The 14,511-nt window shown below is 43.2% G+C and carries 12 protein-coding genes and 1 tRNA gene; 11 read left to right on the top strand and 2 right to left on the bottom strand.

Annotation, left to right across the window (positions count from 1 at the left end; translation table 11 throughout):
• Positions 1–76: 76 nt before the first annotated feature.
• A complete protein-coding gene (locus BM243_RS02175; RefSeq protein WP_074909741.1) occupies positions 77–1,057 on the top strand; it encodes a helix-turn-helix transcriptional regulator in 981 nt (326 codons plus the stop codon).
• Positions 1,058–1,105: 48 nt separating this feature from the next.
• Here the strand turns inward: BM243_RS02175 and BM243_RS02170 are convergent, their stop codons facing one another.
• Complete coding sequence (locus BM243_RS02170) at positions 1,106–2,710, bottom strand: amidohydrolase (RefSeq protein ID WP_074909737.1); 1,605 nt, start codon at positions 2,708–2,710, stop codon at positions 1,106–1,108.
• Positions 2,711–2,918: 208 nt separating this feature from the next.
• Here BM243_RS02170 and BM243_RS02165 point away from each other — a divergent pair, with 208 nt between their 5' ends.
• The 10 genes from BM243_RS02165 to phoU all read left to right on the top strand — a co-directional run bounded on the left by BM243_RS02165 (position 2,919) and on the right by phoU (position 13,199).
• Positions 2,919–5,438, top strand: coding sequence for an ABC transporter permease (locus BM243_RS02165; RefSeq protein WP_074909734.1), 2,520 nt, complete (start codon positions 2,919–2,921; stop codon positions 5,436–5,438).
• Positions 5,435–6,397, top strand: a complete 963-nt coding sequence (locus tag BM243_RS02160; protein WP_074909733.1) for an ABC transporter ATP-binding protein — start codon at positions 5,435–5,437, stop codon at positions 6,395–6,397. Before BM243_RS02165 ends, BM243_RS02160 begins: the two co-directional genes overlap by 4 nt.
• Positions 6,397–7,335, top strand: coding sequence for an ABC transporter permease subunit (locus BM243_RS02155; protein WP_074909730.1), 939 nt, complete (start codon positions 6,397–6,399; stop codon positions 7,333–7,335). Before BM243_RS02160 ends, BM243_RS02155 begins: the two co-directional genes overlap by 1 nt.
• A 20-nt stretch (positions 7,336–7,355) precedes the next feature.
• Positions 7,356–8,351, top strand: a complete 996-nt coding sequence (locus tag BM243_RS02150; RefSeq protein WP_074909728.1) for an ABC transporter ATP-binding protein — start codon at positions 7,356–7,358, stop codon at positions 8,349–8,351.
• 115 nt (positions 8,352–8,466) lie between these two features.
• Positions 8,467–8,542 (top strand) — tRNA-Met (locus BM243_RS02145).
• Positions 8,543–8,791: 249 nt separating this feature from the next.
• On the top strand, positions 8,792–9,802 hold the full coding sequence (locus tag BM243_RS02140) for a PstS family phosphate ABC transporter substrate-binding protein (RefSeq protein ID WP_074909725.1): 1,011 nt from the start codon (positions 8,792–8,794) through the stop codon (positions 9,800–9,802).
• A gap of 90 nt (positions 9,803–9,892) precedes the next feature.
• Positions 9,893–10,816, top strand: a complete 924-nt coding sequence (gene pstC / locus BM243_RS02135) for a phosphate ABC transporter permease subunit PstC (protein WP_074909723.1) — start codon at positions 9,893–9,895, stop codon at positions 10,814–10,816.
• A 1-nt stretch (position 10,817) separates the two neighbouring features.
• Positions 10,818–11,750: a phosphate ABC transporter permease PstA gene (gene pstA, locus BM243_RS02130; RefSeq protein ID WP_083422558.1), complete on the top strand. Its 933-nt coding sequence runs from the start codon at positions 10,818–10,820 to the stop codon at positions 11,748–11,750.
• A gap of 17 nt (positions 11,751–11,767) precedes the next feature.
• Positions 11,768–12,532 (top strand): phosphate ABC transporter ATP-binding protein PstB, encoded by a 765-nt coding sequence (gene pstB / locus BM243_RS02125; protein ID WP_074909721.1) that lies wholly within the window; start codon positions 11,768–11,770, stop codon positions 12,530–12,532.
• A gap of 13 nt (positions 12,533–12,545) precedes the next feature.
• The gene (gene phoU, locus BM243_RS02120) at positions 12,546–13,199 is read left to right on the top strand and encodes a phosphate signaling complex protein PhoU (protein WP_074909718.1); all 654 of its coding nucleotides are present in this window, start codon (positions 12,546–12,548) and stop codon (positions 13,197–13,199) included.
• A gap of 41 nt (positions 13,200–13,240) precedes the next feature.
• Here phoU and BM243_RS02115 read toward each other — a convergent pair whose 3' ends face one another.
• The gene (locus BM243_RS02115; protein WP_177213436.1) at positions 13,241–14,503 is read right to left on the bottom strand and encodes a CapA family protein; all 1,263 of its coding nucleotides are present in this window, start codon (positions 14,501–14,503) and stop codon (positions 13,241–13,243) included.
• Positions 14,504–14,511: the final 8 nt, after the last annotated feature.

Below are 14,511 nucleotides of genomic sequence, written 5' to 3'. Positions count from 1 at the left end.
TAGAACCAGTGAGAATCAAGAGAAATAGTGGTAGAATATAAGAAGATACGGATATTATTTAGGATGGGGGGACAAAATGAGCCAGGGAAGTCAGAAACTTAAAATATTGTATTTGATGAGAATTCTGCTGGATGAAACAGATGAAAAGCACTGTCTTGGTGTTCAGGAGCTGATTACTGAGCTGGAGCGGTATGGTATAACCTCTGAGAGGAAATCCATATATTCAGATCTGGAAACACTAAGTAGTTATGGTCTCGATATTCAGAAGGTGAAAGATAAACATACAAAGTATTACGTGGGTTCAAGAGACTTTGAACTTGCAGAACTAAAGCTACTGGTGGATGCCATACAAAGCGCAAGATTTCTAACAACTAAAAAGAGCAATGAACTCATTGAAAAACTGAAAAAGCTGGCTAGCAGGCATGAAGGATTGTCTCTACAGAGACAGGTTTTTGTTGCAAACAGACCTAAATCTATAAATGAGCAGATCTATTACAGTGTGGATACACTGCATGAAGCCATCGCTCAGAAGAAAAAGGTACGTTTCCAATATTTTGACTATACCATGGAGAAAGAGAAGTCTTTCCGAAAAGATGGGAATTTTTATTATATCAGTCCTTACTCCCTGCTTTGGGATGATGAGAACTATTATCTCATTGCTTATTATGAGAAGTACAACAATTTTGTGCACTATCGGGTAGACAGAATGAATCTGGTAGAAATTGTTGATGAGCCTCGAGGAGCTCTTTGCGAAGGTCAGAGTTTTGATGTGGCGGAGTATGCAAAAAAAACTTTCAGCATGTTCGGTGGAGAAGATGAAAGGGTAGAACTCACTTTTCACAAAGAACTTGTCAACCAGGTGCTGGACAGATTTGGGGCCGGCATTTCACTCAGGGCAATTGATTCCGATCATTTTGCTGTGTCCTGTCAGGTGAAAATCAGCAGCACATTTTTTTCATGGATTGCTCAGTATGGGGAGAAGGTAAAGATACAATCTCCCCAAGAGGTGAAGGAACAGTTCATAGGTTTTCTGCAGAATATTTTGAACCAGTATTAAAGAACCAAGTAAAGAAGCAAGCATATCATTATAATATGCTTGCTTCTTTTAATGGGATTCTTTTGAATAGACCACTGTGCCATCCACCATGGTCATGAAAACACGGACATCCTTGATTTTTTCATCAGGCACATCGAAGTATGGGTCTTCAAGCACCACAAGATCTGCCACATAGCCTTCCTTCAGTCTTCCTTTTTTACCTTCTTCAAAACTCATATAGGCACTTGAGACTGTAATGTTGTCTAAAGCTTGACAGCGGTCAACAGCTTCTCTCTTGTTGAATCCTTCCGGAGGATTGCCTTGCAGATCTTTCCGTGTGACTGCACAGTATAGATTTTCCATCACATGGAATCTTTCGATGGGCGCATCTGAACTGTAAGCGACTTTGATATTGAGTTTTTCCATGGTACCAAAGGCATAGGAAGTATCTGCAAGATCCTTTCCTACGCGAAGTGCAACGGTCCTATGATCACTATGAAGGAATATGGGCTGTGCATATACACAGAGATGGAGGGATTGAATCTTCTTTAGAAGAGCCTCGTCCGTTATCTGTACATGGATCAGTCCGTGTCTCAGCGGATTACCCGGAGCTGCAGTTTTTTCGAAACAGCTGAGCACCATCTCAAGTGCACCATCACCTATGACGTGGATCACCGCCTGGATCTTATTCTTCTCGCATAACTGAAGAAACTCAAGCAGGATATCCTTTGGTAAGGTCATCATACCTTGGGTCGAGGGATCATCTTCATAGGGCTTACGAAGAAATGCAGTTCGTGCGCCAAGAGAACCATCTGCAAAAAGCTTCAGTGCTCCATAACGGTTGAAGGGAGAATCTGTCTTTTTGAATCCATCTTGGATTCGCTTCATGAAATCCTCAGGACTTTTTATGTAAATCTGATGATAAATCCGCAAGGCTCTTTCTTTGGAAAATTCCATATACGCTTTTTCAATGATTTCAGATTCTTTGCTGTCACCCCAGATATCATTGACCTGCAATGAGGTCAGGCCGTAACTGTGGGCAATATGAGCTGTATTTTTCAATGTGCGCAGTACCGCCTCCACCGTAGGTTCTTCATAGAGGTGTTCCAATAGAGCAATGGCATTTTCTTGAAATATTCCATTAGGCTGTCCGTCCGGACCAAGGATGATGGACCCCCCTTCTACTGGATGAAGGAGATTCTTTTCTTCTAGAAACGAGAGGGCCTTGCTGTTAATCACCGCTAAATGGGAGCAGGTTCTGGTAAATACAATGGGAAAGTCAGTGCTGATCCGGTCCAGATCTTTTTTTGTCGGTAACCTTTTTTCCTTGAACAGGTCCTGATGAAACCCGCGGCCTCTTAAAGTGCCTTGAAAATCAGGTCTGCCAAGAAGATAAGATCTCCCTCTTAAAACCAGTTCCTCAATGGAAGACGAGCCATGGAGCTGTACGGTCTCCAGAGCTAGACCTGCTTGATAGAAATGCAAGTGGGCATCGTTGAAGCCTGGGACTACGGTTTTACCCTGAACGTCCAGGATTTCTTCAAGTCTAAGAGCATGCTCATGGTTTAAGGCTTCTCTTCCAGTTGAAGTAATCACTCCATTTTCGATGTAGATCGCATCTGTAAAGGTGTCACGTTCCTGATAAATTTTACCGTTCTTAATAAGCAGTTTCATTCTGTATTCTCCTTTTTGTGGTTTTATGGGCTATGAGTGGCAAAAATTTTCAGAATGGCAAACTTCTTTGGGTGAATTTGGTGAAATCTGTATTCATTCCGCTCAATTTGTGCTTTTTTCCCTTATATAGATGGGTAGGCTATGGTATACTGATTCTAAAATTATGATTAGCTATAAAAACATATACTTTTGTATACCGGAGGCATAAATGAAAAGAGTCAATTTTCCTCTCCTGATTGGAAGCGTAATTCTCATGGTCTTGCTTGCATTGTCTTATTTTCCGGAAGTTTTCACGGATCGTGATCCGATTCATGAAGAACCGCCAAGATATATTGAATATGAAAAAGATGGAGAAATTGTGGAGGAGCTGTCTGTTAATCCCATGAGGCCGAATACGATTAATCTCATGGGTACAGATGATGCTGGGCGGGATATTTTTGCTAGACTGGTGTATGGTACGAGAAATACCATGCGGCTGGGATTTTTCATCGCTCTTTTCCGTATGATCATTGCATTGCCCATTGGTATTTTCGCGGGGATGGGCAGAAAAACCCTGTCCCGAATCATTGGTTTTTTCAACACCTTTTTCAGTGCTGTGCCTATGCTTATTTTCAGCTATATTGTGCTGAATTTCAACTATTTCTATAGAATGCAGATGGAAAAGTCCATTGTAGCCTTTGCTGTTGTTCTCGCCCTGGTGGGATGGTCTAAACTTGCAGGTATTATAGAAGATGTGACCAAACGAATTATGGCCGAAGATTTTATTGAAGGTGAGCTGGCAATTGGCAAAACAAAAACCCAGATTATCTTTCAGAATGTGCTGCCTCATCTGATTCCTCATGGCGCCAGTCAGTTTTTCAAGGAAATGGCCATGGGTCTCTTTCTTGTGGCGCAGCTGGCTGTCTTATATGTATTTGTAGGTACGACACGAGAAGTTGGGGCCATGGCTTTTCGGGCAAACTACCGCATGGGTCTTGAACCGGAATGGGGTGGAATGCTGTCAAGGATCACCAATGATGTGATGCGCTTTGAGGAAGTGTGGTGGGTCTCCCTTTTCCCGGTGCTGTTTTTCGCTGTAGCCATCATGGGCATCAATCTTCTGGGGGAAGGTCTTCGACTCGAATTTCAGAAGAGAACATCAAGGGTAATCAGCACAATCCGGAAAGGAATCGCTTCTTTGTCTCCTAAGCTTTTTTATTTGCAGATCAGAGACATCCGGAAATACTACAAACCTGTGCTACTTAAAGCAGGTGTTTTTGCATTCGTTCTCCTGTACCTCTTTATGCCCAGATATCAAAGTATCGTTGATTATGATATCGATGGAGCATTGAGTCATCTGGATGCTCTTTCGGATGTGAGATATAAGGGAAGAGCCAGTGGTACGGAAGGGGGATACCAGGCAGGTGAGTATATTCTATCTGAACTGAACAGTCTTGGTTATCAAACAGAAGTGACAGAAATCCCCTTTTATGATGGGGAACCTTCCCCTGAAACATTGAAGGTGATGGCTCCTATGACTGTGCAGCAAGGAACCATCTCATTGACTTTTGAGAATGGGACGCGTAAAACGTATAAGCTCCATGAGGATTTCACCATATTTACCATAGCGAGAGAGGAGCTTTTAAGAACAGCAGAAGGAGAGTTTCACTATAGGGGGACTGCTTCTACACTTGAGAATCTAGGGAAGGTTTCTTCTGAAAAAAGTGTTTTCCCCATCAAGGAGCACTATATCAGGGAGCTGCTCTCTTCTACAGGGTCTCCTTTCAGCGTGGAAAAAATGAGAGGTCCAAATTCCTTTGGAGAAGGAGAAAAGAGAGAGTTTATGGTGCAGTTTATGCTTTTGGATGAGTACAGCTCCATTTCTAATGCTTATCTTCATAAAACGACAACCATTATTCCATTTGATGAAATGAGAGAAGATCTTTATGCGGGATATGCAGAGGCTGAAATCACATTTTCACATCCAGAACTTCCAGCACATAGTGGCAGGATCATCCAGGGTTTTCTGCCAGGATCAGGCTTTTCAAAGGAAAAGCCTGGAGAGACCATCGTCATCGGAGGATCCTATGATGGAGTTTATGAAACTGGTGTAATTTCACCCCAAAGCGCAGCTCCTGCAGCAGCTCTGCTGACGCTGGCAAAGCAGACGGCAGAACTGGAAAAACCTCTCTCCAAGTCGGTTTCTTTTGTTTTCTGGGACAACCAGTATGAGATCAAGAAAAACACCAATGAAGAAGGATCTGAGTACTTTCATCGGGAACTGCTGAAGACCATCGATCTCGTTGTCTCAGGCGGCTACTATTACTATGAGCTGAACTACCCTGGCATGGAAGATACAGACACCCTGAATATTGTGTCCTTTCCTGCCCAAGGCGGAAGAAAACCTTCCTATAAGATTGGCAGGAGAATGGAAAATCTTATGACAGATATGAAGATTCCGTACAGACGTTTTCAGAGCATCTTTTATGACACCAGCACCAGTTCCAGTCTCGGGGTGTATGATATGGTGACCCGGTCCGTTCTGGACATGAGGCTAAACGGATTCTTCTCTGTGGGGATAGGATCATCCCAGCCTAAAGGGATGGGGACTGAAATGGATCAGAGAGAAAAACTGAACGTGTTATTACTGAACAGAATTGGTCAGGTCATGCTGGATAATCTGACCATGAATGAAGAGCTCATGGAAAATGGAGAGTCCTCAGAACTGAAGTTGGAGGTGGCAAAATGATTGAAGTGAAAAATCTGAGCAAGCAGTTTGTTGTGAAAAGTGGTTTGCTGGGACAGGAAGAGTATGTTCATGCTGTGAATGGTGTCAGTTTCTCCATTGGAGATCAGGAGACCCTTGGTCTTGTGGGGGAATCCGGCAGCGGAAAATCCACGACTGGAAGGCTCATTCTGAGGCTTTTAGAGCCCACTTCCGGAAAGATCCTTCTGGAAGGCAAAGACATCAGTACCATATCAGACAGAGACTTTAGAAAGCTTCGAAAAGAACTCCAGATTGTTTTTCAAAATCCTTATTCTGCTTTGGATTACAAAATGACAGTGGAGGATATTCTGATGCAGCCACTGCAGATCCACAAGATTGTGCCACCTCTGGAGTATAAGAAAGAAGTTCATCGACTGCTCCACATGGTTGGCCTGGACCATGCATCTGCAAGAAAATTTCCTCATGAATTCAGTGGTGGCCAAAGACAAAGAATCGGAATCGCCAGAGCTTTGGCAACAAAACCCCGATTCATCGTTTGCGATGAACCTGTTTCTGCACTGGATGTTTCGGTTCAGTCTCAAATACTCAACCTTACCATGGATCTTCAGAAGGAACTTGGTATTTCCTATTTGTTCATAGCACACGATCTTCACGTGATCAAACATGTCAGTGACCGCGTCGCTGTCATGTATCTGGGTAAAATCGTTGAGATGGGAGACGCAGAAGGGATTTTTGAAAATCCTATGCACCCTTATACCAAAGCTCTGTTAGCAGCAGTTCCGGGGCAGGGAGAAGAGGCTCAAATTAAGCGGAGAAGACTAAAAGGAGAGATCCCAAGTGCGATCCGGATGCCTTCTGGATGCTCTTTTCATACGAGATGCCCCTTCGCCATGGACATCTGCAGAAATGAAATCCCCATCCTGAAAGAATATAAAGACAGAATGGTTTCTTGCCATCTTGTGGATAAGGAGGGAGTCTGATGAATCTAGCACAGAAGAAACTGATAAAGACGATACTGGGAAATGTTCTTCTCCTGTTCTTTATTATTGTCAGCATTGTCATTCTTACAGGAATACCCATGAACTTCGACATATTCTATGAGAAAGGAAGCTATCGTCCTAATATGCCATGGAGCCAGATCTATGAGTCGATCAGCAATAATTTCAGAATGGTGTTCACAGGGGAAATCAGAGATGTGGATATCCTGGGAGAAACGGTAGCAGAAATCTTTCAACGCTCTGCCAGGAAAAGCGGCATTGTGCTGTTTTTTGGAATTCTTCTTTCGGTGGTAATCGGTGTACCGAAAGGGATTCTGGACAGCAGAAAGAATGACCAGACCGGGACTTTTAAAATGCTTCAATCACTGATACCGCTTTCGATTCCTGATATTCTATCCATTGGTCTTGTTCAGGTGCTGGCCCTATACCTTTTTAAGAATGGGATCACTTTTCTTGGTATTGGCCCCATCGAGTTCAAAGGAGATCAGTACTGGTATAATGCCATTTATCCGATCCTAGCCATATCAATCTTGCCCACAGCGTATATCGCCAGAACGACTGCGACAGCAATAGAAGAAGGGTTTTCCAAGCCTTATGTCCTGGCCGCAAGAGGAAAAGGATGCTCGCGGATGAGAATCATTAAAAACCATCTGCTGAAAAGTATATTCTATGAAATACTCTCCGTGTTTCCAACAATTCTTGCTCTTTTTTTCTCTAGTCTTATTATTGTAGAGAGATTGTTCTATTATCGTGGGATAGGGTATGAAATGATAAACTTCTACACTTCTCAGAGAATAGACCCCATCATGGGAGGGATTGCATTCAGTTATTTCATGACGGTGATGGCCGTCCTCTATTTTGCAATCCTTTTTATGTTCAATCTGCTGAAAGATTTGCTGATTAAAAGTAAAGATTCATAAATGTGAGAGGAGAGAAGAAGATGGCATTATTGACAGTGAACAATATCAAGACGTATTTTTATCTTGATGGGGAAGAGCTTCCAGCGGTGGATGATGTGAGTTTTACCTTAGAAGAGAACAAAACCTTGGCGATGATCGGTGAATCAGGAAGCGGTAAGAGCGTCTTAGTTCTCAGCATCATGGGGTTGGTGGATAAACCTGGAAAAGTGCTTCAAGGGGAAGCCTTATATGGAGATTCTGTACCTCGGGATTTGTTGAAGCTGAAAGAAAGAGATATGCAGAAAATCAGAGGGAATGAGATTGCTATGATCTATCAGGATCCCATGTCTACATTAAATCCCCTCATCCCCGTGGGAAAACAAATCGAAGAAGCTTTGCTGATCCATAAAAAGGGGAATAAGAAGGAGAATCGAAAAAAGACACTGCAGCTCATGGAAGATGTGGGGATTTCTGATGCTCAGGAAAGATTTATGGATCTTCCAAGTAAGTTCAGTGGTGGTATGAGACAACGCATCATGATTGCTATGGCCATTGCATGCAACCCAAAGATTCTTATCGCAGATGAGCCAACCACGGCACTGGATGTCACCATCCAGGCTGAGATCCTGGACCTTCTTAAAAAGCTCCAGAAGGAGCAGAAAATGGCGATGATCCTGAACACACATGATCTTGGTGTGGTTAAGGATATGGCCCATGATGTCTGTGTCATGTACTGTGGAAAAGTCATGGAAAAAGCTGCGTCTACAGAAATTTTTATGAATCCAATGAATCCATATACCATCGGGCTTATGGAGTGTATGCCGGGTCAAGGGAATCCGAAAGAAAAACTGCAGGCCATTGAAGGATATGTTCCGCATCCTTCCGATTTCCCCAAAGGCTGCAGATTTTCAAGCAGATGTCCGTATGCAATAGACAAATGCCATAGTCAGTTGCCAGAATTAGTCGAGGTGTCACCGAATCATTTTGTCCGATGTTTCCTTGTCCAAGAAGGGATTCCATTGATCAAAAAGGCTTAAATCAAGGGTTTCAGAAGCAACGAAAAAGATTGATCCCTGGAAAAGGTTGACAGAACCGGGGGAGCGGGGTATAATGAATATGTTCTTAAGGAAAAGACATTTTCAAGAACCCTATCGCGGGGTGGAGCAGTTGGCAGCTCGTCGGGCTCATAACCCGAAGGTCGCAGGTTCAAGTCCTGCCCCCGCTACCATTTAAAAACTGTAAGATTATCAGAAGATAATCTTACAGTTTTTTTTTGTTTCATATAAACAGAATACGATGGATCATTCAGAAAATGGGCCATCAGAATAAGAGAAGAGCCTGCACAGGTTTCACGTTGCTTTTAACAAGAGCATAACATGGAGTCAAACAATCCGAAACACAAGCCTCCTATAATTGAAAATGTAAGGTATGAAGTAGATGCCTGATAAAAAGTAAGATATTACTTAGGAGGAAGAAAATGAACAAAAAATTAATGGGAATTATTACATCCTTAACTGTGGTAGCCATGTTTGCTGCTTGCGGTGCGAAAGAGGAGACACCAGAAACCCCTGGAACAGAAACCCCTGGAACGGAAACACCAGCAGATGATGAACTGGAAGGTTCAGTCGTTATAGATGGTTCCGGAACTGTATATCCCTTGATGGCCAATATCGCAGAGAATTATATGGTCAATGAGCAGTCTGGTGTAAGTGTGCAGGTAGGAAGAGCAGGATCCAGCGCAGGGCTAAAAAAGTTCATTGCAGGAGAACTTGATTTTGCAGATGCTTCACGAAAGATTAAGGATACTGAAGTTCAGGAGCTTGAAGCTGCAGGTAAGAAGATGGGAGAAAATGTCCTTGAGATTGAACTAGCATATGATGGGCTGACCATGGTCATCAACAAGGAAAATACTTGGGCTACAGAGATGACACAAGAAGAAATCGTGAATATGTATGTTTCAGGAAAGTATAAATCTGATGACAAGGTGCTGTGGTCTGATATCAGAGCTGAATGGCCTAAAGAAGAAATCAAGTTCTTTGGCCCCAATGAGAACCACGGTACATACGAGTTCTTCTACGAGGTGATTTTAGATGAGCAGGATATGGTATCCAACGTGAACCTGCAGCAGGAATACTCCACTCTTGTGGATCTTGTGTCAAAAGATAAGAATGCCATAGCGTTCTTTGGATATGGATATTATGCTTCAAATACGGACAAACTGACCGCAGTAAAGGTAGACTTCGGAAATGGAGCTGTGGCACCAACTCTAGACACCATCGGTTCAGACCTTGAGTATGCAGGTTTCACAAGACTTGTTTATACCTATCTTGATCTGGACAAAGCAAAAGAAAATCCAGCGATTCTTGATTATGCACTGTATGTTATTTCAGAAGAAGGAGCTTCAAAGCTCGCGGGAGACAATGGTTTCGCACCAATTCCAGCTGAAAAGCATGCAGAATACAAAACCATCCTTGAAGGTCTAAAATAGAAAAACAAACAGATGTCGAGTATTAAGATGAGAGCATACCTCTCATCTTATGCTTGCGTTCAAAAGTTCGCAATGAGGAGATAAAATCCTATGGAAAAAGAAACTAAAGTACGGGAACTGATACAGAAAAAAATCAAAGAGAAGAATTATGTCATGGATAAAATTGTTCCAGCTTTTCTCCTGACTATGGCACTTATTTCTGTGTTCACGACCTTTGGTATTGTAATCACTTTAATCACGGATGCATTCCGATTTTTCAGTGCAGTCCCCATCAGTGAGGTTTTCAGTACGGACCTTGCACCACTCAATAAAAATCCGAGGTTCGGGTTTATTCCACTTTTTGTTGGAACCATCACCACATCATTGATTGCGATGATGGTCGCAGTGCCAGTAGGTCTTGCCGCCGCAATCTATCTGAGCCAGTTTGCTTCTCAAAGGGTAAGAAAAGTGGTCAAACCTATGCTGGAGGTTCTGGCAGGTATTCCGACCATAGTATACGGGTTTTTTGCATATTCTTTTGTCACACCTCTTCTTATGAATCTTATTCCTTCACTGGAAGCAAAGAATGCGCTGAGTCCTGGTATTGTCATGGGGATCATGATTATTCCCATGGTCGCTTCACTTTCTGAGGATGCCATGAATGCTGTTCCTGAAATCATGAAAGAAGGGGCCTTGGGCTTGGGGTCCACAAAGCTGGAAGTAGCTTTTAAAGTGGTGATTCCAGCTGCCATTTCAGGGATTCTATCTTCCATTGTATTAGGAATATCCCGAGCCATCGGTGAAACAATGATTGTGACCATAGCCAGTGGAAGCTCTAAAGCATTTACACTCGACATCACAAGATCCATGCAAACTATGACAAGCTATATCGTGGAGTTTACCAGCGGAGATGCGGCCAGTGGGACCACAGGGTATTACAGCTTATATGCTGTTGGACTTCTTCTGTTTGTATTTACCATGGGGATGAACCAGCTGGCACATTATATCTCAAAGAAATACAGGGAGGCATATTAGCATGGAAATCAATAAAACAGCAAAACTGGATGCTCAAAAAAATGCATCACCTGTAAAAAGAGTGTTTAAAGCAAATCCTGCTCAGATCAAAAGGCGGGTGCGGCTCAGCGAAACCCTGAAGAGGCTCTTCGGTATGCTTGTGGTATCCGCTCTACTGGTTTTGGTATTTCTTTTACTAGATATTTTCAAAGATGCAAGAGGGTGGCTTGACTGGGATTTTATTACTGGAAACCTTTCAATCTTCCCTGAAAAAGCAGGAATTTATGGCGCAATTATCGGAACAGTCTATATGATGATGATTGTTGTTCCTGTGACCTTTGTGCTTGGTGTTTCCACAGCCATTTATTTGGAAGAGTATGCCAAGCCAGGAAAGCTGAAACATTTCATCAATATCAATCTCAGCAACCTGGCTAGCGTTCCCTCTGTCATATTCGGACTGTTAGGGCTTGCTGTTTTTTCAAGGCTATTGGGATTGGGTGGCAGTATTCTGGCAGGAGGTCTGACGATGTCACTGCTGGTACTTCCTATTGTGGTGGTTTCAGCCCAGGAGTCCCTGAAAGCTGTGCCAGGATACTTACGGGAAGCCTCCTATGCACTGGGGGCAGACAAATGGACAACAGTAAGTAAAGTGGTCATTCCTGTTGCCCTTCCAGGAATGCTTACGGGCTTTATCCTAGGTATATCCCGTGCCATTGGAGAAACAGCTCCGCTGGTGGTGCTGGGGATTCCCACTCTGATCATGAAAGTTCCGGGAAGTGTCATGGATGATTTCACCACGCTGCCCATACAGATTTATTATTGGACATTGGATACCGTTCTTACACCAGAATATGCGAATCTGGCAGCTGCAACAATAGTGGTTCTTCTGCTGGTCCTGTTCTTTATGAACTCCATTGCCATCTATATCAGAAATCGCTTTGAAAAGAAATTTTAGCAGGAGGCATACGAATCATGGAAAACAAAGATACTGTCTTTGAGGTGAAGAATCTTGACCTGTGGTATGGCAAGGACCAGGCACTGAAGAAGATCAATCTCGATATATACAAGAATGAAGTGACAGCCATCATCGGACCGTCCGGATGCGGAAAATCCACTTTTATCAAGACATTGAACCGGATGGTGGAAAACATTCCGATTGTTAGAACTGAAGGTCAGATTCTATACCACGGGAAAGATATTTTCGATAAGGAAATCCGAGTCGAGGAGCTGAGAACCCAGGTTGGTATGGTGTTTCAAAAACCGAATCCCTTTCCGAAGTCGATTCTGGAAAATGTTCTTTATGCGCCTAAGATTCATGGGCTGAAAGATAAGAATCTGCTCATGGAGATTGCCGAAAAGAGTCTAAAAGGCGCAGCGCTATGGAATGAAGTGAAAGACAGACTCCACGACAATGCCTATGGGCTCTCCGGCGGTCAGCAGCAGAGGCTATGTATAGCTAGAGCATTGGCTGTGCAGCCGGATGTGATTCTCATGGATGAGCCGACATCGGCGCTGGATCCGATTGCAACTGCAAAGATTGAAGAACTTATGGAAGATTTGAAAAATGATTACACCATCGTCATTGTGACGCATTCTATGCAGCAAGCGGCAAGAATATCAGACCGTACCGCTTTTTTCCTGATGGGAGAGATGATTGAGTATGGGGGTACGAAGAATCTGTTCACGAACCCTCGTGACAAGCGTACAGATGATTATATCACCGGAAGATTTGGTTAAAGGAGTAAATAAAATGACACTAAGCAATATTGAACTTACCATCAGCCATATGAACAACAATCTCCTTCGGATGGGTTTCTTAGTGGAAACGCAGATCAAAAGAGCGATCAGAGCCTTAACTGAAAAAGATATGAAGCTCGCAGAACTCCTGATCAGAGAAGATGTCCAGATTAATGACCTTATGAGATCCATTGAGGATGAGGCCATCCGTCTTATCGCAACCCAAGGACCGGTGGCTTCGGATCTTCGTAATATTTTCACTGTCATCAAAATTGTTACAGATCTGGAACGTATGGGGGATCATGCGAAGGATATCGCAGAGATTACCCTGAAAAACAAAGATATTCTGATGGATGTGATCAATGAGGATCTCATCGAAATCTCGAGACTTGTCATGAAGTTCATCTCAGAGTCGTTGGATTCTTTTGTGGCCAAAGACCATGAAAAGGCACAGGAACTGACAAAGATGGATGATGAGATTGACCGTTTGACAACAGAGTCCATTGGAAAACTCTATGATAAAGCCCAAAATGATCCAACCCTTCTACGATTGGCTGGAGAGCTTCAGTTTGTACTGAAATACCTTGAGAGAAATGGGGACCATGCAACGAATATCTGTGAATGGACCGTGTATATCGTCACAGGCCAGTTTAGAGAGCTGAATTAGAATAGAAACTGAAAAATTGGCAGCCAGTGCGCTGCCAATTTTTAATTGTTTTCAGAGAAGAAGAGCTGATTTGCGGGAAAGGTATTATGAATGCTATGGTGCCTTTTTCTGATGGTGGTAAGAGGTGCATGATACTTTTCCGCTGTTTCTTCTGGACTCGCAAGCAAGGGAAGGATCTCATAGGTATAGATCTTTTTATCTGGAGAAACCTCTCTTCTGTGCACCCAGGTAGGCAGAATTGTGCCTTCCTTTATTTTCACCAGGCCTTCTGCGTTTTTTTCAAGAAGAACCCTGGCGATGGCACCCTCTTCTGTTCCAGGGATGCCCAAAATCTCCTCTCTCTGATTGGAAAGGAAGTTGCCTAGGGAGTATAAGACCAGACCTTCGTGATGACCATCAGAAGATGTTACTACTTCCATTTCCTGAAGGAGATGGGGGTGAGAGCCGATGATGAGATGCACGCCTTCATCGATCAAGAGTCTGGCCAGTGTTTTCTGAAAACTGCTGGGATAAGAGGCATATTCTGTTCCCCAATGAAGCAGAAGAATGATGGCTTCCACGGAGGCATCTTTCATCATAAGGAGATCCTCTCTGATTCTGAGAAAAGCCTCATGGGGATCCGTCATATGGATGAAGTTGATGTTCCTTTCCAGTCCATTGGATTGGATGCTGTTGACTGTTACGGTATTTCCTGAAAAATAACCGGTGGCATAGGAAGCGATGCCAAGTTTGATCCCTTGAACGGTTTCGATGTGAAAACTCTTTTTCTTTCCTGTTTCATAAGTACCCAAGGGAATGAGACCCTGTTCATACATAGCGTTCAGTGTGCCCTGGATTCCTTTGTATCCCGTATCCATAGAATGGTTGTTTGCAGTGCTGATGTGAGTGAAACCTGCTTCTTTCATGGCGGCAAGGATCTCTGGAGGAGAGTTGAAAACTGGATAGGAGCTTAAGGGGATTCCCTGAAGGATGGTGCTCTCAAAATTGGCAAATGCCAAGTCAGATGCTTTAATATATGGAGAGATGTGTGTGAAGTTATTGGTGAAGTCATAGGAGTTCTCCGGTGTTTTTTGAGAATGCCATTGACTTTCATGAACCATAATATCACCTACTGCCGTAATAAGAAGCGTTTGTGAGCCCATATGGCCATGGTTTGAAGGATAAGCCTCTTTTTTCACTTCAGATGAAGGGGGAGAGGCAGCAGTGGTTTCTTTCATAGCAATCTTTCCTAACGAGTGAGAAGCCAAGATCATTAGGGAGATGAGAATGGATGTTGAGAGTAAGTACGTTTTATATTTTTGCATTCTGTGCA

Source organism: Proteiniclasticum ruminis (assembly GCF_900115135.1).
Taxonomy (GTDB): domain Bacteria; phylum Bacillota; class Clostridia; order Clostridiales; family Clostridiaceae; genus Proteiniclasticum; species Proteiniclasticum ruminis_A.
Note: the sequence above shows the minus strand (reverse complement) of the source record. Positions and strands in the feature narration are given on the sequence as shown.

Coding starts and splice junctions, on each gene's coding strand:
- BM243_RS02160 (WP_074909733.1), top strand. CDS start 5,435: ATGATTGAAGTGAAAAATCTGAGCAAGCAGTTTGTTGTGAAAAGTGGT.
- pstC (WP_074909723.1), top strand. CDS start 9,893: ATGGAAAAAGAAACTAAAGTACGGGAACTGATACAGAAAAAAATCAAA.
- phoU (WP_074909718.1), top strand. CDS start 12,546: ATGACACTAAGCAATATTGAACTTACCATCAGCCATATGAACAACAAT.
- BM243_RS02165 (WP_074909734.1), top strand. CDS start 2,919: ATGAAAAGAGTCAATTTTCCTCTCCTGATTGGAAGCGTAATTCTCATG.
- pstA (WP_083422558.1), top strand. CDS start 10,818: ATGGAAATCAATAAAACAGCAAAACTGGATGCTCAAAAAAATGCATCA.
- BM243_RS02175 (WP_074909741.1), top strand. CDS start 77: ATGAGCCAGGGAAGTCAGAAACTTAAAATATTGTATTTGATGAGAATT.
- BM243_RS02155 (WP_074909730.1), top strand. CDS start 6,397: ATGAATCTAGCACAGAAGAAACTGATAAAGACGATACTGGGAAATGTT.
- BM243_RS02170 (WP_074909737.1), bottom strand. CDS start 2,710: ATGAAACTGCTTATTAAGAACGGTAAAATTTATCAGGAACGTGACACC.
- BM243_RS02115 (WP_177213436.1), bottom strand. CDS start 14,503: ATGCAAAAATATAAAACGTACTTACTCTCAACATCCATTCTCATCTCC.
- BM243_RS02150 (WP_074909728.1), top strand. CDS start 7,356: ATGGCATTATTGACAGTGAACAATATCAAGACGTATTTTTATCTTGAT.
- BM243_RS02140 (WP_074909725.1), top strand. CDS start 8,792: ATGAACAAAAAATTAATGGGAATTATTACATCCTTAACTGTGGTAGCC.
- pstB (WP_074909721.1), top strand. CDS start 11,768: ATGGAAAACAAAGATACTGTCTTTGAGGTGAAGAATCTTGACCTGTGG.